Genomic DNA, 20,370 nt, shown 5'->3' with positions numbered 1-20,370 from the left:
GCTCGCAGGGATGGATCAGGGCGAGATGCCATCAGATGGCAGCCACGCCGGAGCGGCACAGAAAGTAGATTGTGCAGTCATCGTCAAGCCCCTCTTTCCAGTCTTCGGCTTCCCTGGGCGCAACCGTCGCAGGCAGACCACACTGGCTGTCCGCGACAGGCGCCGATCTCCTGCCGTCTCCGCAAACGGCAGCCCGCAAGACACAGAAATCCCGGCCTGCCGAAGGACACGGCAAGTCAAAAACATCCGGTTCTTACGAGGGGAGATAGTCCTTCCGGTCTACGACTTCAGATACGCGAGCCGCAGGTCCGGTAAACTACTGGACCGCCGCCAGGAGAACGCGCGACTACCACTCAATGTATATTTTTCACACAAATATAACATTGCTCTCCTGGAGGCCTCTGTCTTCTTAGTTTTGCGATTTTGCCCGGGCGAGCGCCCGATAAACAAGACCATACACAGCCCCCTCAGGGGCCGCAACAGACTCACCGGCCATTTCGATAGCGCAGTGCGCAGGGGGTCGGCGATGCCCGGAGGGCGAGGCGGCAGGTGTCATTTGGAATGCGTTTTGACTCAATGCGTTTCCGACGCAAAAGCCCCGCGCGAGCCCATTTTGCTGTGCACTAAAAAAAAATTCTCACCCTCAATCTTGACAGAGCTGAAACGGCGAGAGGCAATCGCCGCATTCCTCAACATGATCCTAACTTGTTGATTAACAAATAGTTTTCATGCCACGTCGGAAGCACTCGGAAGCACCCGAATCGCTCGTCTTGATTAGGCGGTTAGCGGCTCCGCGACGCGACGCCGGCAAAAGAAAAACCCGACCAAAAGGCCGGGTTCGAAGTCTTTAGCGATGATCGCAACGCTCAGGCGCCCAGCACCTTGATGCGGGAGCTCAGGCGGGAGATCTTCCGCGACGCCGTGTTGCGGTGGTAGACACCCTTGGTGACCGCCCGCATGAGTTCGGGCTGGGCCGCCTTGAGGGCGTCCGTCGCTGCCGCCTTGTCGCCGGAGGCGATCGCCTCCTCAACCTTGCGCAGCTGAGTGCGCACCCGGCTGCGGCGGGCCTTGTTGATGGCCGTGCGACGCTCGATCTTGCGCGCCGCCTTCTTGGCCGAAGGGGTGTTGGCCATGTTCTGTCCTGATGCGTTACGTGAACAATCCGACTCGTTCAAACCAAGGCGTCAAAGCCACCTGTGTCAAACGAAAGCGGCGGCGGAACGGGCCGCCACCGGTCGACCGCGTTATAGGCGGCCACCTGCCCGTCGTCAACGCGAAAGTCACGAAAACTCGCAAAACTCCCGCGCTGGCGACCGGCAGGGGGCTCTTTACGTGTTCTTGAACTGCGGTGCGCGCTTTTCGACGAAGGCATTCATGCCTTCCGTCTGGTCGTCGGTGGCGAACATCGAGTGGAAGACCCGGCGCTCGAACCGCACGCCCTCGGCCAAGGTCGTCTCGTAGGCACGGTTGACGCTTTCCTTGGTCATCATGGCGATGGGCAGCGAGAAGTCGGCGATCTTCTCGGCGACCCGCATCGCTTCCTCAAGCAGCTCGTCGAGCGGCACCACCCGGCTGACAAGGCCGGAGCGCTCGGCTTCGGCAGCGTCCATCATCCGGCCGGTCAGGCACATTTCCATGGCCTTGGACTTGCCGACGAAGCGGGTCAGGCGCTGGGTACCGCCGGCACCGGGCATGACGCCGAGCGTGATCTCGGGCTGACCGAACTTGGCATTGTCGGCCGCCAGGATGAAGTCGCACATCATCGCCAGCTCGCAGCCGCCGCCGAGCGCGTAGCCCGCGACCGCCGCGACGATCGGCTTGCGGAACCGCGACACCTGATCCCAGGAGGTGATGAAGTCGGTCTTGTAGGCCTCGACGAAGGAGAGTGAAGACATCTCCTTGATGTCGGCGCCGGCCGCGAAGGCCTTTTCCGAGCCGGTAAGCACGACGCAGCCGATCTTGTCGTCGCTCTCGAACAGCGCAAGCGCGGCGTTGAGCTCGGCGATCAGCTCGGAGTTGAGGGCGTTCAGCGCCTTCGGACGGTTCAAGGTGACGAGGGCGACCCGCCCGCGCTTCTCGACCCGAATATTCTCGTATCCCATGGGACCTCCCGGAATGGGACGGCGCGTCGTCAGCCAGCGCCGCCTTCGCGGCTCAAGGGGTATCCGAAGGCCCCCGCCGCCGCAACCTTGCAGTTTCTCGCGAGCGGGCCCCGAACGAGGCCTGCCGGCGCCACTTCTACCGCTGACAGCGGGGGCAATGGAAAGTCGAACGACCCGACTGCACGATACGCTCGACCGTGCCGCCGCATGCAGGGCGCGGGCACGGCTCCCCCTCCCGCCCGTAAACGGCGAAGGAATGCTGGAAATAGCCGAGCTCGCCGTCGGCCTGGCGATGGTCGCGCAAGGTCGAGCCGCCGGCGACGATGGCCTCGGCGATGACCTCGCGAATGGCGTCGACCAGGCGCTTTGCCCCGGCCGTCGGCGCTCCGGTCGCGGTGGCCAGCGTGCCGGCGCTGCGCAGCGGGCTGAGCTTTGCCCGGTGCAGCGCCTCGCAGACATAGATGTTGCCGAGCCCGGCAATGGCGCGCTGGTCGAGCAGCAGCGCCTTGAGCGGGGTTGCCCGACCTGCCGCAACCCGCGCCAGATGCCCGGCATCCAGCGCATTGCCGGTCGGCTCGGGGCCGAGCGCGGCGAACCAGGGATGGTGCTCGATCTCGGCACGGGCAACGAGGCTCATGAAGCCGAACCTGCGCGGATCGTTGTAGACGATGCGCAGCCGCTCCGCGCCGCCATGCTCAAGATGGAAGATGACGTGATCATGCGCCCGGTCGACCGAACGCGGGTAGTGGAACGCATCGGCCGCGACCGGCTGCGGCCGGTCCTCGCCCACTTCCTCGATGCGGAAGGACCCGGACATGCCCAGATGCATCACCAGAACGGTGCCGTCCTCCAGATCGCCCAGCAGATACTTGGCCCGCCGGCCGAGCGCGACCATCCGCTGCCCGCCGAGCCGGTCGCGAAAGTCCGCCGGCAGGGGAAACCGCAGGTCGCCCCGGTTGAGCGTCACCTTGAGGATCATCGCCCCGTCGAAGACCGGGGAAAGGCCGCGGCGGACCGTCTCGACTTCGGGCAATTCGGGCATGGACATCTCCGCAAGACAGGGCGCGCGAAGGACAGGGCCGCGCGCTCCCTCTGCATAAAGTAGACGGTGCTCCCGTCAATCCTCCAGTGGGGGCCGTTCAGCGACCCTGCACGGGCGCTCTTCACATGCGGCGGATGGCGGCAGCGAGCAGCCGTGACCTCTTGACGAAAATGCTGTAAGCCAAGCCTCGATCAGCGGAAACACAGGCGCATGGAGAGCCTCATGGCGGCCAGCATGGACAGCGACCGGGGACGGACGAGCGGCCCGGAAATGGCGACGAGCTTCGGCTTTCGCAAGGTCGCCAGCGGCGAAAAGCAGCCCCTCGTCAACGAGGTGTTCCATCAGGTCGCGGACCGCTACGACCTGATGAACGACCTGATGTCCGGCGGCCTGCACCGGCTGTGGAAGGACGCGATGGTGTCGTCGCTGGCCCCGCCGCGCGCCGACCGGCGTGCGTTCCGGGTGCTCGACGTTGCCGGCGGCACCGGCGACATCGCCACGCGCATTGTCGAGCGCGGCGGCAAGACGACCAGCGCCGTGGTCTGCGACATCAACGGCTCCATGCTGGGAGTGGGCAAGGCGCGCGCCGCCAAGGCCGGGCTTGGCGATCGCCTGAGCTTCGTCGAAGGCAATGCCGAGGACCTGCCCTTCCCCGACCGTTCGTTCGACGCCTACACGATCGCCTTCGGCATCCGCAACGTGCCGCGCATCGACAGGGCCTTGAGCGAGGCGCGCCGCGTGCTCAAGCGTGGCGGGCGCTTCCTGTGCCTGGAGTTCAGCCAGGTGGACGTCGCCGGGCTCGACAGGGTCTATGATTTCTTCTCCTTCAACGCGATCCCGGTCATGGGGCGGATGGTCACCGGTGACGGCGAGCCCTACCGCTATCTGGTGGAATCGATCCGCAAGTTTCCCAATCAGGAGCGCTTCGCCGACATGATCCGCGAGGCCGGGTTCTCCCGCGTCAGCTATCGGAACTATTCGGGCGGTATTGCCTGCCTGCATTCCGGCTGGGCGATCTGAGGAACCCATGCCGATAGCATCCCTCTTCCGGCTGGCCCGCGCCGGCTTCGTCATGGCGCGCGAAGGCGTCTTCGGCGTCGTCGATCTGCCCGACCTGCCGCCGGCACAGCGGCTGGCCCTGCGCACGATCCGTCTGCTGGAGCGGCGCGCGGTGCGCGACAAGGCGGCCGACAAGCGCCTGTCCGACGCCCTCACCCGGCTCGGCCCGTCCTACGTCAAGCTCGGCCAGTTCCTGGCGACCCGGCCCGATGTCGTCGGCCGCGAGATCGCCACCGACCTGACCGCGCTGCAGGATCAGATCCCCTCCTTCGGCATGGAAGAGGCCAAGCGGGTGATCGAGAGCCATTTCGGCCGCCCGGTCGAGCAGCTGTTCGCCAGTTTCGAGGAGCCGGTCGCGGCTGCCTCGATCGCGCAGGTGCACCCGGCAGAGATCGAGGATGCCGACGGCACCCGCCGCAAGGTGGCGGTGAAGGTGCTGCGTCCCGGCGTTGCCGAGCGGTTCCGCCGCGACCTGAAGAGCTACTATCTGATGGCGCGGTTGATGGAGCGGTTCCATCCGCCCTCGCGCCGACTGCGCCCCGTCGCAGTGGTCGACACGCTGGCCCGCTCGGTCGAGCTGGAGATGGATTTCCGCCTGGAAGCGGCCGCCCTGTCCGAGATGGCGGAAAACACCCGCGACGATCCCGGCTTCCGGGTGCCGGAGGTCAACTGGACACGCACGGCCAAGGCGGTGCTGACCATGGAGTGGATCTCCGGGCGCAAGCTGTCCGACGTCGCCGGGATCGAGGCCGACGGCCACGACCTGCCGGCCATCGGCGCGCTGGTGATCCAGTCGTTCCTGCGCCACGCGGTGCGCGACGGCTTCTTCCATGCCGACATGCACCAGGGCAACCTCTTCCTCGACGAGGACGGCAACCTGGTCGCGGTCGATTTCGGCATCACCGGCCGCCTCGGCAAGGCGGAGCGGCGTTTTCTGGCCGAGATCCTGTTCGGCTTCATCACCCGCGACTATCGGCGGGTGGCGGAGGTGCATTTCGAGGCCGGTTACGTTCCATCGGACCAGGATGTCGACGTGTTCGCCCAGGCGATCCGCGCCATCGGCGAGCCGATCCACGGACACGATGCCTCGGAGATCTCCATGGCGCGGCTGCTGACGCAGCTGCTGGAGGTGACCGAGCTGTTCAACATGCGAACCCAGACCCAGCTGATCATGCTGCAGAAGACGATGGTCGTGGTCGAGGGCGTCGCCCGGACGCTCGACCCGCATCTCGACATGTGGCGGACGGCCGAGCCGGTGGTGCGCGGCTGGATCGAGCGCAATCTCGGCCCCGCGGGGCGCCTGCAGGATGCCGCCGGCGGGCTTGCCGCCCTCGGCCGGCTCGCCGCAGATCTGCCGATTCTCGCCGAGCGGGCGGGCCGCCTGTCCGGCGAGATCGAAACCATGGCGGAGAAGGGCCTGCGATTCGACGCGGCGACCGCCGAGGCTATCGGCCGCGCGGAGGCCCGGCACAGCCGCTCGGGCCGTATCGCGCTGTGGGTCATTGCCGCGCTGATCGCCGTCGCCGTCTTTACCTGACCGCGCCGGGGCAGCCCGGCGCACTCTCAGCCTGGCGTCACCCGCCTCAGGGTCAGGTTGATGCGCCCGTCGTCGCGCACGAGCGTCGAGGTGCCGGGCAACAGCCGGTCGATCCCGTGATGGGCAAGGCGCGCCTCGCCGCCCAGAACCAGCACATCGCCCGAGGCCAGTCGGAACGAGCGGGTCGGATCCTTGCGGCTCCGGCCGCCGAGGCGAAACAGCGCCGTCGCCCCCAGCGAGACGGACACCACCGGCGCCTCGAATGTCGCCTCGTCCTTGTCCTGATGCAGCCCCATGCGCGCCTTCGGTCCATAGAAGTTCACGAGACACGCTTCCGGCGGCGGCGCATCCGGCACCAACTCTTGCCAGAGATCCAGCAGCGGCTGCGGCATTGCCGGCCAGGGCTGCCCCGTCACCGGGTGCAGCGGCTGATAGCGATAGCCGGCCCTGTCCGACACCCAACCGAGCGGGCCGCAATTGGTCATGCGCACCGAGAACGGCGTACCGGTGCGCGGCATGACCGGCGTGAAGAGGGGCGCGGCCGCGACGACTGCGCGGATCTCGCCTAGCAGCGCCTGCTGGGCCTCGCGGTCGAGCCGCCCCGGCAGCAAGCGGAACCCCGCCGGTGCCGCCGCCGGCCTGCTCTCGGTTTCCTGTGACTGTCTGTCCTGCATGCGGGAAGTCTCGCCGCTATTGGCTCGTCCTGTCCACCCGGAAGCGGACGTCCTACCTCTCACCGCGCCCGAACGGCAAACGCAAAAAGGGCGCCCGGAGGCGCCCTTTTTCAATCTTCGCGATGATGCCGGCCGGAGCCGGGTCCAGACGCAGGCTTCAAGCCGCCTTGAGAGCGGCCTGAACCTCGCGCAGGTGAGCGAGCGTTGCCGTCGCCCGTGCGCGCGTCTCGTCGTCGGAGGCGTCCGAAAGGTCTTCTTCCGCATCCTTGATCTGGCGGGCGATGTCTTCCGCCTTGAGATCGTTCAGCGACGTCGCATGCTCGGCCAGCACCGTCAGGCCCTTCGGCCCCGCCTCGGCAAAGCCGCCGCGGACGAAGTAGACCTGATCCGCACCGGCCTCACGCGACACGCGCAGAAGGCCCGGACGCAGGGTCGACATCATCGGGGCATGTCCGGCCATCACGCCGAACTCGCCCTCGGAGCCCGGCACCACCACCATCGTGACTTCTTCCGAGAGAAGAAGCCGCTCCGGGGAAACGAGCTCGAACTGGAATGCTCCCGCCATGTCGTTCCTCGATCCTTCCCGTGCTTAGGCCGCTTCGGCGGCCAGGCGCTGTGCCTTCTCGACCGCCTCGTCGATCGAGCCGACCATGTAGAAGGCAGCCTCGGGCAGGTGGTCGTAGTCGCCGTTCACCAGGCCCTGGAAGCCCTTGATGGTGTCCTCGAGCGCGACGAGCTTGCCCGGCGAACCGGTGAAGATCTCGGCGACGAAGAACGGCTGCGACAGGAAGCGCTCGATCTTACGGGCGCGTGCCACGGTGAGCTTGTCCTCTTCCGAGAGCTCGTCCATGCCGAGAATGGCGATGATGTCCTGGAGCGCCTTGTAGCGCTGCAGGGTCGCCTGCACGGCACGGGCCGTCTCGTAGTGCTCGTCGCCGATGATGCGCGGATCAAGGATACGCGAGGTCGAGTCGAGCGGATCCACGGCCGGGTAGATGCCCTTCTCGGCGATCGAGCGGTTAAGAACCGTCGTCGCGTCGAGGTGGGCGAAGGTCGAAGCCGGCGCCGGGTCGGTAAGGTCGTCGGCCGGCACGTACACGGCCTGCACCGAGGTGATCGACCCCTTGGTCGTGGTGGTGATGCGTTCCTGCATCGCACCCATGTCGGTGCCGAGCGTCGGCTGGTAGCCCACGGCCGAAGGAATACGGCCGAGAAGCGCCGACACTTCCGAACCCGCCTGCGTGAAGCGGAAGATGTTGTCGACGAAGAACAGCACGTCCTGGCCTTCGTCGCGGAAATGCTCGGCGACGGTCAGGCCGGTCAGCGCCACGCGGGCACGGGCTCCGGGGGGCTCGTTCATCTGGCCGTAGACCAGCGCGCACTTGGAACCCTCGGTCGAACCGCCGTGCTCCTTGGGATCGCGGTTCACGTTGGACTCGATCATCTCCCAGTAGAGATCGTTGCCCTCACGGGTACGCTCACCCACGCCGGCGAAGACGGAGTAGCCGCCGTGCGCCTTGGCGATGTTGTTGATGAGCTCCATGATCAGAACGGTCTTGCCGACGCCGGCGCCACCGAACAGGCCGATCTTGCCGCCCTTGGCGTAAGGCGCGAGCAGGTCGACGACCTTGATGCCCGTCACGAGGATCTCGGCCTCGGTGGACTGCTCGGTGAAGCTCGGGGCTTCCTGGTGGATGCCGCGCTTCGTCTCGTGGACGATCGGGCCAGCCTCGTCGACCGGCTCGCCGATGACGTTCATGATGCGGCCCAGCGTGCCGGCACCGACGGGAACCGAGATCGGCTCGTCCGTGTCGACGACCTTCTGGCCGCGAACGAGACCCTCGGTCGCATCCATGGCGATGGTGCGAACGGTGTTCTCGCCGAGGTGCTGAGCAACCTCGAGAACCAGGCGGTTGCCGTTGTTGTCGGTTTCAAGGGCGTTCAGAATCGCCGGCAGGTGATCGTCGAACTGAACGTCGACGACGGCGCCGATGACCTGAGTGATCCGCCCGACTGCTTTGTCAGCCATTTTGCTATCCTCGTCTCGATCCGGTCAGAGCGCCTCGGCGCCCGAAATGATTTCGATCAGCTCCTTGGTGATCTGAGCCTGCCGCTGACGGTTGTAGTTGAGCGTCAGCTTGTTGATCATGTCACCGGCGTTGCGCGTGGCGTTGTCCATCGCGGACATGCGCGCACCCTGCTCGGACGCTGCATTTTCCAGAAGCCCGCGGAAGATCTGCACCGAAATGTTGCGCGGCAGCAGATCCGCCAGGATCTCGCCCTCGTCCGGCTCGTACTCGTAGACCGCGTCGGTCTGGGCGGACTTCGCCGCCTCGCCGAAGGTCGCCGGGATGAGCTGCTGGGCGGTCGGGACCTGGCTGATCACCGACTGGAACCGCGCATAGAACAGGGTGCAGACGTCGAACTCGCCCGCGTCGAACATCTCGCGGATCAGAGTGCCGATCTCCTCGGCATTCTCGAACGCGACGCGCTTGACGTGCCGCAGCTCGATCGTCTTGACGATGTGCGAGCCGAGATCGCGCTTCAGGGCGTCGAAGCCCTTCTTGCCGACGCAGACGATCTTCACCGTCTTGCCCTGCGCGATCAGCGACTTCGCCCGCTCGCGCGCCAGCTTGGCGATCGACGAGTTGAAGCCGCCGCACAGGCCGCGCTCCGCGGTCGCGACCAGCAGGAGATGCACGTCATCCTTGCCGGTGCCGGCGAGGAGGCGCGGAGCATCGTCCCGGCCCTCGAAGGCGCTGGCGAGGTTGGCGAGGACGGCCTCCATGCGTTCCGCATAGGGCCGCGCGGCCTCGGCCGCCTCCTGGGCACGACGCAGCTTCGCCGCGGCCACCATCTGCATGGCCTTGGTGATCTTCTGCGTCGCCTTAACGGAGGCGATCCGGTTTCGTAAGTCCTTCAGGCTCGGCATGGCCGCCCCTTGTCCTGGATGCCGTCAGTCGCGTCAGGCGAAGTTCTTGGCGAAGGCCTCGATGGCCGCCTTGAGACGGGCCTCAAGGTCAGCGTCAAGCGCCTTCTTCTCCCAGATACCGTCCAGGAGATCCGCATGTTCGCCGCGCAGGTTCAGAAGCAGGCCCTCTTCAAAGTCCCGGACCTTGTTGACCGGCAGCTTGTCCAGGTAGCCATTGACGCCGGCATAGATGACGGCGACCTGCTCCTGGGTCTTCAGCGGCTGGAACTGGCCCTGCTTCAGAAGCTCGGTCAGGCGCGCACCACGATTCAGCAGGCGCTGGGTCGTGGCGTCGAGATCCGAACCGAACTGGGCGAAAGCCGCCATCTCGCGATACTGGGCGAGCTCGCCCTTGATCTTGCCGGCAACCTGCTTCATCGCCTTGATCTGGGCCGAGGAGCCCACGCGCGACACCGACAGACCGACGTTCACCGCCGGGCGGATGCCCTGGAAGAACAGATCCGTCTCGAGGAAGATCTGGCCGTCGGTGATCGAGATCACGTTGGTCGGAATGAAGGCCGACACGTCGTTGCCCTGGGTCTCGATGACCGGAAGGGCGGTCAGCGAACCGGAGCCGTTGGCCTCGTTGAGCTTGGCCGAACGCTCGAGCAGGCGAGAGTGGAGATAGAACACGTCGCCCGGGAAGGCTTCACGTCCCGGCGGACGACGGAGCAGCAGGGACATCTGGCGATAGGCCACGGCCTGCTTGGTCAGATCGTCATAACCGATCACGGCGTGCATGCCGTTGTCGCGGAAGAACTCGCCGATGGCGGTGCCGGAGAACGGCGCCAGGAACTGCAGCGGCGCCGGATCGGACGCCGTCGCGGCGACGATCACCGAATACTCGAGAGCGCCCGATTCCTCGAGCTGCTTGACGAACTGGGCAACGGTCGAACGCTTCTGGCCGACGGCGACATAGATGCAATAGAGCTTCTCGCCCTCATTGTCCGTCGCATGCATCGGCTTCTGGTTCAGGAACGTGTCCAGAATGATCGCCGTCTTGCCGGTCTGACGGTCGCCGATGACCAGCTCGCGCTGGCCGCGACCGACCGGGATCAGGGCGTCGATGGCCTTGAGGCCCGTCGACATCGGCTCGTGAACGCCCTTGCGCGGCAGGATGCCCGGCGCCTTGACGTCGACGCGGCGCATCTCGGAACCCTCGATCGGCCCCTTGCCGTCGAGCGGGTTGCCGAGCGGGTCGACAACGCGGCCGAGCAGGCCCTTGCCGACCGGAATCTCGACGATGGCGCCGGTCCGCTTGACCGTGTCGCCTTCCTTGATGTCACGGTCCGAGCCGAAGAGCACGACGCCGACATTGTCGGTTTCGAGGTTCAGCGCCATACCCCGGATACCGCCGGGGAACTCGACCATCTCGCCCGCCTGGACCTTGTCGAGGCCATAGACGCGCGCGATACCGTCACCTACCGAAAGAACCTGACCGACTTCGGTAACTTCGGCGTCCTGGCCGAAATTCTTGATCTGGTCCTTGAGGATGGCGGAGATTTCCGCTGCCCGAATATCCATCAGCCGACCTCTTTCATCGCGAACTTGAGGGAGTTGAGTTTTGTCTTGAGCGAAGTGTCGATCATCCGGCTGCCGACCTTGACCACCAGGCCACCGATCAGAGAAGGATCGACCTTCGAAGAAATCACCACCTTCTTGCCGGTCGTCGCATTGAGCGCGTCGGCGAGGGCGGAGAGCTGCGCATCCGAGAGCGGCGCCGCGGACACGACATCCGCCGGCACTTCGCCGCGGCGACGAGCCAGATCCGCGCGGAAGGCGCCGATCATGCCCGGGACGGCGAAGAGACGCCGATTCTTCGCGGCGAGCTTCAGGAAGTTGGCGGCCAGCCCCGTAACGCCGGCCTTATCCAGGACTGCCGTCAGGGCCTTGAGCTGTTCATCGGCGGAAAACACCGGGCTTTCCACGAGGCGGCGCAGATCTGCGCTGTCCTGGAGGAGCTTGTCGAACGCCTCCAGCGTCTTCTCGACGTCCGCCACGGAGCCCTGCTCCTCTGACAAGTCGAGCAGTGCCGTCGCGTAACGGTGCGCCACACCTGAAATGAGAGATACGTTGTCGGTCACAGGGTCCGTGCTCTCTTAGGCAGGTTTGAGCCGATGCGCCCAGCTGGGCTGATCGCAAGGCTTTGGAAAATCTGAACTTTCTTTGGCACCGGAGTGCGCTTGGTCGCATATCCCCCGGAAAGCCGCGCTTCGATTAGCACAGGCTTCAATGCGGGGCAACATCGCCACGGGGTCCAAATGCCGCAATTCGGCCCGAAAATGGTCGAAGCAGGTGTCATCGGCCCGCAAACATGCCCGCGGACGGGGCCTTTACCCTGCTCAGAAGAAGCTCTGGGGATCGATATCCACCTGCAGGCGCACCCCGCCGGAGGGTTTGGGCAGGTGGGCGATCCACGACCGCATGAGGGCCTGCAGGTCGATATTGCGCGGCGCCATCGCCAGCAGACGGAATCGGTAGCGCCCCCGCACCAGCGCCAACGCGGCCTCCGCCGGACCGAGAACCGTGAGGCCGGGGCTCGCCGGCGACAGCCGCGCCACCTGCCGGGCGTAGTCCTGTGCCCTCGCCCTGTCGGGCGCGGAGACGATGAGCGCCGCGAGCCGGCCGAACGGCGGCAGGCCGGCGGCCTTGCGGGCGGCGATCTCGGCCTCGTAGAAAGCCGTGCTGTCTCCCGAGGCCAGCGCCCGGATGACCGGATGCTCCGGCGCATAGGTCTGCAGCAGGCCGCGCCCGCCGCCGCCGATACGCCCCGCACGGCCCGTTACCTGTGCCAGAAGCTGGAAGGTCCGCTCGGCCGCCCGCGGATCGCCGTTGGCAAGGCCGAGATCGGCATCCACCACCCCGACCAGACGCATCAGCGGAAAATTGTGCCCCTTGGCGACGAGCTGCGTGCCGACGACGATGTCGGCACCGCCCTCCTCGATGATCCGCATTTCCCGGCGCAGGCGGTCGGGTCCGCCTTGCAGGTCCGACGAAAGGACCAGCACCCGGGACTGGGGAAACAGGTCCGCCGCCTCTTCGGCGATCCGCTCGACGCCGGGACCGCAAGCGACCAGCGACTGGGTGTCGCCGCAGGCCGGGCAATGATCGGGGCTCGGTTCCTCGTGGCCGCAGTGATGGCAGGACAGGCGACCACGAAAACGGTGCTCGACCAGCCATGTCGAACAGTTGGGACACTGGAAGCGATGGCCGCAGGAGCGGCACAGGGTGAGCGGCGCATAGCCGCGGCGATTGAGGAAAAGCAGCGCCTGACCGCCGCCGGAGAGCGTCTCGCCGATCGCGTGGCGCAACGTGGGCGCCAGCCACTGCCCGCGTTCCGGGCCGTCCTGGCGCATGTCGATGATCGAGATTTCCGGCATGGGCGCACCGGTGGCGCGCTCGGGCAATTCCAGGCGGACATAGCGGCCCTGGTCGGCATTGACCCGGCTTTCCACCGAGGGAGTCGCCGAGGCGAGAACCACGGGAAAGCGCGAAATATGCCCACGCACCACCGCCATGTCGCGGGCGTTGTAGGGCACCCGGTCGTCCTGCTTGTAGGCTCCGTCATGTTCCTCGTCGACGACGACGAGACCGAGTTCGCGGAATGGCAGGAACAGCGCCGAACGGGCGCCGACCACCACGCGCACATCGCCGCTGGCAACCCCGCGCCAGACCCGCGCGCGCTGTCGGGTGGCGATCTCCGAATGCCACTCGGCCGGCAGAACGGCGAAACGGCGCTCGAACCGCTGCAGAAAGGCGCTGGTGAGCGCGATCTCGGGAATGAGGACGAGCGCCTGGCGCCCCTGGCGCAGCGCCTCGGCCACCGCCTCGAAATAGACTTCCGTCTTGCCCGATCCCGTCACGCCGTCGATGAGGAAGGTGCGGAACCCCTGCCCCACGGCCGCGACCAGTTCTTTCGAGGCACGTGCCTGCGCGGGCGTGAGCCGGGGCGGCGACCAGTCCGGATCGGGTCTGGGCAAAGGCGGGACGGCCGGAAGCTCGATGCTTTCCAGAACGCCATGGGTCAGCAGCCCGTCGACCACGGACGAACTCACCCCGGCCGCGTGGGCAAGACCGCTGCGGGTAAAGCCCGTGCCGTCCTGAAGGACCTCCAGCACCCGCTGGCGCGCCGGGGTCATGCGTTCGGGCCGCGTGCCGGCGGACGACAGGCGCACACCGGCGAGCGGCGGCTCGCTCTCCAGGGCCTCTTCCGAGCGCAGGACCATGCGCAACACCATACCCGGCGCGGCGAGCGTCCAGTTGGCCACCCAGTCGACCAGCGTCCGCAGTTCCTCGTCGAGCGGCGGGGCATCGTCATAGACATGCAGGATGTTCTTCAGCCGGGACGGCGAAACGGACCCTGCGGCAGAACCGCCCTCCGGTTCCAGCGACCACACGGCCCCCACCACCTCGCGCGGGCCGAGCGGCACACGGACGATGGAACCGGGCCGCACGCTCATCCCCGGCGGCACGCGGTAGCTGTAGGCCATGCCGATGGCGACCGGCAGCAGAACCCTGGCGACCGTCGCCGGCCGCACCTCGCCGCTATTGCCAAACAGATCGCTCACCCGCGTCCTCGTTCCTGCTCGGTTGCTGCCGGTTGCCCAAGATCGGCGCCCGCATGCCGCCCGGTCGCGGGCGAATCGGGGCTGTCGCCGCGCGTCATCCTAAGGTATGCAGTCAGGCCCGGGCGAGGCAGATGCCCCGCCGACCCGAAACTCCGCAAAAGCCCGTTTCCGATAAGGAGCCAGAGCCGCCATGAAGTTCTTCGTCGACACCGCAGACACCGGGGAGATCCGGGATCTCGCCGCGACCGGCCTGCTCGATGGCGTCACCACCAATCCGTCGCTGATCCTCAAGTCCGGACGCCCGATGAAGGACGTCATTGCAGAGATTTGCGACATCGTCGAGGGTCCCGTCTCCGCCGAGGTCACCGCGACCGATGCCGACGCGATGATCGCCGAGGGCCGCGCGCTGGCCGAGATCGCCGACAACATCGCCGTCAAGCTGCCGCTGACGCTCGACGGCCTGAAGGCCTGCCGCACCCTGACCGACGCCGGCCACATGGTGAACGTCACCCTGTGCTTTTCGTCCAATCAGGCGCTGCTCGCCGCCAAGGCCGGCGCGACCTTCATCTCGCCGTTCATCGGCCGGCTGGACGACATCAACATCGACGGCATGGACCTGATCCGCGAGATGCGGATCATCTACGACAATTACGGCTTCGAGACCGAGATCCTGGCCGCATCGATCCGCACCGCCAACCATGTGCGCGAATGCGCGCTGGTGGGCGCGGATGTCGCGACCGTCCCGCCGGCAGTGCTCAAGGGCCTGGTCAAGCATCCCCTGACCGACAAGGGTCTCGAGCAGTTCCTGGCCGACTGGGCCAAGACCGGACAGAGCATCCTCTGATTTTCTGTCCTGATCTTTTGTCTGCGGACCGGCCGCCCCCCCCCCGGCCGGTCCGCTCGATCTGCCTGCAGGCATGATAGGATGGCAGCCCATGAGCGCCCCTGATTCCCTGCTGGTGTCGGCCAAAGCCGACGTGAATGCCGCCGTCGGAGACTGGCTCGACCATCTCGGATCGGAGCGGCGGCTCGCCGACCGGACGCTGGTCGCCTACGAGCGCGACGTCCGCCAGTTCCTGCGCTTCCTGACCAACCATCTTGCCGAGCCGCCGGGGCTGGAAGCTCTGAAAGAGCTGCGGCCGGCCGATTTTCGCGGCTTTCTCGCCTCGCGCCGGCAGACGGGCGCGGAAAGCCGGACGCTGGCGCGCGGTCTTGCCGGCATCCGCTCGTTCCTGCGCTACCTGGAAACGCTCGGCGAGGTGAATGCCGCCGCCAGCGCCGCGATCCGCCCACCGCGGCAAAAGCGCTCGCTGCCCAAGCCGGTTTCGGCCGGCGACGCGATGACCCTGGTGGATGCGGACGCGGCTGACGAGGCCGAGCCCTGGGTCGCGGCACGCAACGCCGCGGTCCTGACCCTGCTCTACGGCTGCGGGCTGCGTATCTCCGAGGCCCTGTCGCTGACCGGCCGCACGGCGCCGCGCCGCGGCACGAGAAGCCTGCGCGTCATCGGCAAGGGCGGGCGCGAACGCGTCGTGCCGGTGCTGCCGATCGTCTGCGATGCGGTGGAGGATTATCTGCGCCTTTGCCCCTACGTGCCGCAGGCGGATGGACCGCTGTTCCTCGGCGTGCGCGGCGGGCCGCTCGGACCGCGAATCGTCCAGCTGGCGATGGCGAAGCTGCGCCGCGCGCTCGGCCTGCCCGAAAGCGCCACGCCGCACGCCCTGCGCCACTCCTTCGCCACGCATCTTCTGGCGGGCGGCGGCGACCTGCGGACCATCCAGGAACTGCTTGGCCATGCCAGCCTGTCCACCACGCAGATCTACACGGAGGTGGACGCCGCGCGGCTGCTGGATGCCTACGACCGCGCCCATCCGCGCAGCCGCAAGCCCGGATGAGCGGAATGGCGGCGGCCTGCGCGGTCTTTTCGACCCGCGACGCATTGCAACATCGAATTCCCTTGCGGCGCTCCGCGCGGCGGACAAGAATCGGGCATGTGGAGCCTCCTGATTCCCTTCGTCGTCGCCCTGACGGTGATTGTCGCCGCTCCCACTCCCGTCTTCGCTGAAAACCGCTGCCGCATCCCCGAAGCCGGCCGCTGGTACAATCCGCGCGCGTCGACACAGCAGATCCGCATCATCGAGATCGAAAGCCACTGCAGCAACGGCCGGATCGTCTCCCGCATGCGCGTTTTCACTCGCTGCTCGCCGCGGGATTGCAAATGGGGCTGGGCCGATGCCATCCGGCTGACCAATGGCCGATTGCTGGCCCGGTTTCCCGGTCTTTTCGGCGCCCGCGAGGTCGAGATCATCCCGATGAACCATCGCATCGAGGCCCTGGTGAAGATCCAGTCGCATACGGCCGGCGTGCAGGACGGCTTCCACGCAGCCATTCTCGAACGCGATTAAGCCTTCCGACTTTCAACGCCGGGGAACTGGTCCCCCGCATGCTTGCGCGCTACCCTTATGACGTAGCGTCTTCCTTGACTTTCGGCCGCAAGATCCGTTGCGGCCCTGATGAGGGAAGACCGGAAGCATGTCGCCCCGACATGCCGCCAGCAAGGGAGAGAAGCATGCGCATTCTTGCAGGACTGACGAGCGTCGCGGCCCTCATCGCCTTCTCCGCCACACCGGCGATGGCCCAGTGCAACTGGTCGAAGATGTCGCAGAAGACGACGCCGACGACGACCGCAGAGGCACCGCAGGGCTCCGTCGCGACGAACGATCTCAGCGACGACCTCATCGTTGCGGGCAACACCGCCGAGGAGACCAACACCCAGACCGCCGAGTGACACAGCGGCGGGAGACGCCTCTCGCATCGATCACGAAAAAGGCCCGCGCCGGGAACTCCGGCGCGGGCCTTTTCATCTTGCCGCCCGGCGCAAACGCGCCGGAAGAGCCCGTCGTCAGGCGTGGATCGGCTTGGCGAAGGCGGCCATCGCGGCCTCCTTCACGGCCTCGCTCATGGTCGGGTGAGCGTGGCAGGTGCGCGCCAGATCCTCGGCCGAGCCGCCGAACTCCATCAGGACCGCCGCCTCGTGGATCATCTCGCCGGCGCCGTGGCCGATGATGTGAACGCCGAGGACCCTGTCGGTCTCCGCATCGGCCAGCACCTTGACGAAGCCTTCGGTATGGTTGGTTGCCTTGGCGCGGCCATTGGCGATGAAGGCGAACTTGCCGACCTTGTAGGAGATGCCCTCGGCCTTCAGCGACTCTTCGCTCTTGCCGACCTCGGCAACCTCGGGGCTGGTATAGACCACGCCGGGGATGACCCCGTAGTTCACGTGGCCGGCCTGGCCCGCGAGGATCTCCGCAAGGGCAACGCCCTCGTCCTCGGCCTTGTGGGCGAGCATCGGGCCGGCGATCACATCGCCGATGGCATAGATGCCGGGCACATTGGTCTGGTAGTGGCTGTCGGTCTTGACCCGGCCGCGCTCGTCGAGCGCCACGCCGGCCTCTTCCAAGCCAAGGCCGGAGGTATAGGGACGGCGACCGATGGCCACGAGCACCACATCGGCCTCGAGCGTCTTGGCAGCCGCTTCGCCGCCGGCGGCCGGCTCAACCGTGACGATGAGCTGCTTGCCCGTCTTCTCCACGGCCGTGACCTTGGAGGACAGGTGGAACTCGACGCCCTGCTTCTTGAGGATGCGCTGGAAGTTGCGGGAAATGTCGGCGTCCATCGGGCCGAGGATCTTGTCCATGAACTCGACGACCGTCACCTCGGAGCCAAGACGCCGCCAGACGGAGCCGAGCTCGAGGCCGATAACGCCGGCGCCGACGACGACCAGCTTGCCCGGGACCTTGTCCAGCTCCAGCGCGCCGGTGGAGGAGACGATCTGCTTCTCGTCGATCTCGACACCGGGGAGCGGGGCCACGTCGGAGCCGGTGGCGATGACGATGGACTTCGCCCCGATCTCCTGCTTGGAGCCATCCTCGGCGGTCACCTCGACCCGGCCGGCGGCAAGAATGCGGCCCGTGCCGTGGAACGGCGTCACCTTGTTCTTCTTGAACAGGAACTCGATGCCGCTGACATTGCCGTCGATGGTCTTCTGCTTGTGGCCCATCATCGCCTTGAGATCGAGCTTCGGCTTGCCGACCTTGATGCCGAAGTCCTCGAAATGCTCGGCCGCCTCCTCGAACAGCTCGGACGTGTGCAGCATCGCCTTGGAGGGGATGCAGCCGATGTTCAGGCAGGTGCCGCCATGGGTGGCGCGCTTTTCGACAACGGCAACCTTGAGGCCGAGCTGGGCCGCCTTGATGGCGCAGACATAGCCGCCGGGGCCGGTGCCGATGACGACGAGATCAAACTGTGACATAGCATTCGCCTCTTGTTTCGTTCGTTCGGGCGGACGTGCCGCCATGTTCCAGTGTCAGGGCAGGATCGACCGCCCGCCGGACACGTCGAGAATCGCGCCCGTCGTGTAGCTGGCAGCGTCCGACAGAAGCCAGGCGATCGCCTCGGCGCATTCCTCGGCCCGTCCGGCTCGCTGCATCGGCAGATCGCCCGCCACGCGCCTCGCCCGGTCGGGGTCGCCGCCCGAGGCGTGGATTTCGGTATCGATGATGCCGGGGCGCACGGCGTTGACCCGCACGCCCTCGGCCGCCACTTCCTTGGCAAGACCGACGGTGAACGTGTCGACCGCCCCCTTGGCCGCGGCATAGTCGATATATTGCGCCGGCGAGCCGATCTTGGCCGAGGCCGACGAGACGTTGACGATGGCCCCACCCTTGCCGCCATGGGCCGTCGACATGCGTCGCACGGCCTCGCGGGAACACAGGATCGTGCCCAGCACGTTGATGTCGAAGATGCGCCGCAGCCGCTCAAAGGACATGTCCGTCAGCCGCGCCGCGACGTCGACCACGCCGGCATTGTTCACCAGACCGGTCAAGCGGCCGAGCCTGTCGGCCTCGGCAAAGGTCTTCAGGCAGTCGTCCTCGCTCGCCACATCCGCCTGCAGCGCCACCGCCTGCCCGCCCTTGGCCTTGATCTGCGAGACCACATCCTCGGCGCGCCCGGGGCTCGACACGTAGGTCAGAAGGATCGTGGTGCCGGGGCCTGCAAGGCGCAGTGCTGACGCGGCTCCGATGCCGCGGCTGCCGCCTGTGACGATCACGACATTCTCGGTCATGGGCTTCTCCGTTCAGGACATGTGCGGCGCAGGTCAGCGATCGGCAAGGGCCAGCCTTGCGCCGAACCCGGCGAAGGCGAGCGCGACCGTCCGGCTCATCCAGGTCATGACCTGCCGGCTGCGCAGGATGCGGGCACCGAGCGCGGCGGCGAAGACCCCGTAACCGATGAACACGACCAGCGTCAGCCCCATGAACACGCTGCCCATCGACAGGATCTGCAGGGAGACGGCTCCCTCGCCCGGCACGATGAACTGCGGAAGGAAGGCAAGGAAGAACAGCGACAGCTTGGGATTCAACACGTTGATGAGGAAACCCGTACGCGCCACCGCAACGAGATCGGCGGGGGCTGCCTGCCGGTCGAAGGCCAGCGGTCCGGCCTCGCGGAAGGCCTGCCAGGCCAGATAGAAGAGATAGGCCGCGCCGGCATATTTCAGCACCTGGAAGGCCAGTGCGCTGGCATGCAGCAGCGCCGCAAGGCCGAAGGTCGCCGCGATCAGCGCCGGCAGGATGCCGAGCGTGCAGCCGAAGGCGGCGGCGATACCGGGAACGCGCCCGCGCGCCAGGCCGGTCGCCACCGTGTAGACCACGCCCGTTCCCGGAACGAGGACGACGACAAGAGCGGTGAGCAGGAAATCCAGTCCCATGGAAGTCTCCCTCAGCTGGCTGCGAGGCGACGGCGAACGCCGACGACGATGGCGCCATGCAACGCAAGGACAACGGCCAGCGACACGGCGTGCTGGGTGCTGTTCGCCATTGTGGCGATTTGCGAGAAAGCCACCACCCCCAACGGCAGGAAGAGCAGAACCGCAGTCCAGAGGCCGGGATTGCTCCTGCGCAGGGCCACGGCCTGTGCGACGTGCAGCACGGCGTTGACGAGCAGCAGGTACACACCGATCAGGCCCCAGCCGGGCGAGACCGAGCGCATCAGCCAGATCGTCAGCACCATCACGCCCCACACGCCAACGACGTTGACGACAAAGACGGTCCGGACGCTGAGGACCTCACGCCCCTTGCCGATCACCTCATTGACGAAGGCGCGAAAACGGTCGCCGTCATGCTCCTCCAACTGGTGCAGCATGTAGACGGGCAGGGCGAGGTAGACGAGCCGTTCGGCCAGGGGCCAGCCGGCGGTCAGCAGCGGGCTCAGGACCAGAAGCACCGCGCCGGAAAGCGCGCCGCCATAGACCCAGTGTGCCTGCAACCGCCGGACGGTGTCGTTCATCCCCCGCCTCCGCTGGACAGTCCCGTGACCTTGCGCCCTTTCGCGAGGAGCGGATACCGGGCGCAGTCC

20 protein-coding genes are annotated in these 20,370 nt (G+C 66.7%); 6 read left to right on the top strand and 14 right to left on the bottom strand.

All coding sequences use genetic code 11. The features are described from left to right. Positions 1 to 866 precede the first annotated feature (866 nt). From rpsT to mutM, 3 genes are all read right to left on the bottom strand, one after another. Positions 867 to 1,133, bottom strand: a complete 267-nt coding sequence (gene rpsT / locus H7H34_RS01315; protein ID WP_067223418.1) for a 30S ribosomal protein S20 — start codon at positions 1,131 to 1,133, stop codon at positions 867 to 869. Positions 1,134 to 1,328: 195 nt separating this feature from the next. Further along, entirely contained in the window at positions 1,329 to 2,102 is a 774-nt protein-coding gene (locus H7H34_RS01310; RefSeq protein ID WP_120270509.1) for an enoyl-CoA hydratase, read from the bottom strand. 136 nt (positions 2,103 to 2,238) lie between these two features. Then, positions 2,239 to 3,144, bottom strand: a complete 906-nt coding sequence (gene mutM / locus H7H34_RS01305) for a bifunctional DNA-formamidopyrimidine glycosylase/DNA-(apurinic or apyrimidinic site) lyase (protein ID WP_185923999.1) — start codon at positions 3,142 to 3,144, stop codon at positions 2,239 to 2,241. Positions 3,145 to 3,378: 234 nt separating this feature from the next. On the opposite strand from mutM, the gene ubiE reads away from it, so the two are divergent. Together ubiE and ubiB are read left to right on the top strand one after the other, a co-directional pair. Next, positions 3,379 to 4,164, top strand: a complete 786-nt coding sequence (ubiE, locus tag H7H34_RS01300; RefSeq protein WP_371811447.1) for a bifunctional demethylmenaquinone methyltransferase/2-methoxy-6-polyprenyl-1,4-benzoquinol methylase UbiE — start codon at positions 3,379 to 3,381, stop codon at positions 4,162 to 4,164. 7 nt (positions 4,165 to 4,171) lie between these two features. Continuing rightward, positions 4,172 to 5,740 (top strand): 2-polyprenylphenol 6-hydroxylase, encoded by a 1,569-nt coding sequence (gene ubiB / locus H7H34_RS01295; protein ID WP_120270511.1) that lies wholly within the window; start codon positions 4,172 to 4,174, stop codon positions 5,738 to 5,740. Between the two features lie 26 nt (positions 5,741 to 5,766). Here ubiB and H7H34_RS01290 read toward each other — a convergent pair whose 3' ends face one another. The 7 genes from H7H34_RS01290 to H7H34_RS01260 form a co-directional block, all read right to left on the bottom strand. After that, complete coding sequence (locus H7H34_RS01290; protein ID WP_185923998.1) at positions 5,767 to 6,414, bottom strand: alpha-ketoglutarate-dependent dioxygenase AlkB family protein; 648 nt, start codon at positions 6,412 to 6,414, stop codon at positions 5,767 to 5,769. 157 nt (positions 6,415 to 6,571) lie between these two features. Then, a complete protein-coding gene (locus H7H34_RS01285) occupies positions 6,572 to 6,979 on the bottom strand; it encodes a F0F1 ATP synthase subunit epsilon (protein WP_067223406.1) in 408 nt (135 codons plus the stop codon). Between the two features lie 24 nt (positions 6,980 to 7,003). Then, entirely contained in the window at positions 7,004 to 8,443 is a 1,440-nt protein-coding gene (gene atpD / locus H7H34_RS01280; RefSeq protein ID WP_067223405.1) for a F0F1 ATP synthase subunit beta, read from the bottom strand. 24 nt (positions 8,444 to 8,467) lie between these two features. Beyond that, positions 8,468 to 9,346 carry a F0F1 ATP synthase subunit gamma gene (locus H7H34_RS01275; protein ID WP_067223402.1) on the bottom strand — a complete coding sequence of 293 codons (879 nt, stop codon included), beginning with the start codon at positions 9,344 to 9,346 and terminating at the stop codon, positions 8,468 to 8,470. A 33-nt stretch (positions 9,347 to 9,379) separates the two neighbouring features. Then, positions 9,380 to 10,909, bottom strand: a complete 1,530-nt coding sequence (gene atpA, locus H7H34_RS01270; protein WP_067223399.1) for a F0F1 ATP synthase subunit alpha — start codon at positions 10,907 to 10,909, stop codon at positions 9,380 to 9,382. Further along, positions 10,909 to 11,469, bottom strand: a complete 561-nt coding sequence (locus tag H7H34_RS01265; RefSeq protein ID WP_185923997.1) for a F0F1 ATP synthase subunit delta — start codon at positions 11,467 to 11,469, stop codon at positions 10,909 to 10,911. Before H7H34_RS01265 ends, atpA begins: the two co-directional genes overlap by 1 nt. Before the next feature lie 258 nt (positions 11,470 to 11,727). After that, positions 11,728 to 13,953, bottom strand: coding sequence for a primosomal protein N' (locus tag H7H34_RS01260; RefSeq protein WP_371811335.1), 2,226 nt, complete (start codon positions 13,951 to 13,953; stop codon positions 11,728 to 11,730). Positions 13,954 to 14,143: 190 nt separating this feature from the next. Here H7H34_RS01260 and fsa point away from each other — a divergent pair, with 190 nt between their 5' ends. The 4 genes from fsa (at position 14,144) to H7H34_RS01240 (ending at position 16,741) form a co-directional block, all read left to right on the top strand. Beyond that, a complete protein-coding gene (gene fsa / locus H7H34_RS01255; protein WP_067223394.1) occupies positions 14,144 to 14,797 on the top strand; it encodes a fructose-6-phosphate aldolase in 654 nt (217 codons plus the stop codon). A gap of 91 nt (positions 14,798 to 14,888) precedes the next feature. Further along, a complete protein-coding gene (locus H7H34_RS01250) occupies positions 14,889 to 15,848 on the top strand; it encodes a tyrosine recombinase XerC (protein ID WP_185923996.1) in 960 nt (319 codons plus the stop codon). 96 nt (positions 15,849 to 15,944) lie between these two features. After that, entirely contained in the window at positions 15,945 to 16,358 is a 414-nt protein-coding gene (locus tag H7H34_RS01245) for a hypothetical protein (protein WP_185923995.1), read from the top strand. A gap of 164 nt (positions 16,359 to 16,522) precedes the next feature. Further along, a complete protein-coding gene (locus H7H34_RS01240) occupies positions 16,523 to 16,741 on the top strand; it encodes a hypothetical protein (protein ID WP_185923994.1) in 219 nt (72 codons plus the stop codon). Positions 16,742 to 16,855: 114 nt separating this feature from the next. On the opposite strand, the gene lpdA is transcribed toward H7H34_RS01240, so the two are convergent. From lpdA to H7H34_RS01220, 4 genes are read right to left on the bottom strand one after another with little or no spacing between them, the layout of a single operon-like run. Further along, complete coding sequence (gene lpdA / locus H7H34_RS01235; RefSeq protein ID WP_185923993.1) at positions 16,856 to 18,265, bottom strand: dihydrolipoyl dehydrogenase; 1,410 nt, start codon at positions 18,263 to 18,265, stop codon at positions 16,856 to 16,858. Between the two features lie 54 nt (positions 18,266 to 18,319). Then, on the bottom strand, positions 18,320 to 19,078 hold the full coding sequence (locus tag H7H34_RS01230; RefSeq protein ID WP_185923992.1) for an SDR family oxidoreductase: 759 nt from the start codon (positions 19,076 to 19,078) through the stop codon (positions 18,320 to 18,322). A gap of 33 nt (positions 19,079 to 19,111) precedes the next feature. Next, complete coding sequence (locus H7H34_RS01225) at positions 19,112 to 19,723, bottom strand: LysE family translocator (protein WP_185923991.1); 612 nt, start codon at positions 19,721 to 19,723, stop codon at positions 19,112 to 19,114. 11 nt (positions 19,724 to 19,734) lie between these two features. Next, entirely contained in the window at positions 19,735 to 20,301 is a 567-nt protein-coding gene (locus H7H34_RS01220; RefSeq protein ID WP_185923990.1) for an HXXEE domain-containing protein, read from the bottom strand. Positions 20,302 to 20,370: the final 69 nt, after the last annotated feature.

The organism is Stappia sp. 28M-7 (genome assembly GCF_014252955.1).
Lineage (GTDB): Bacteria > Pseudomonadota > Alphaproteobacteria > Rhizobiales > Stappiaceae > Stappia.
Note: the sequence above shows the minus strand (reverse complement) of the source record. Positions and strands in the feature narration are given on the sequence as shown.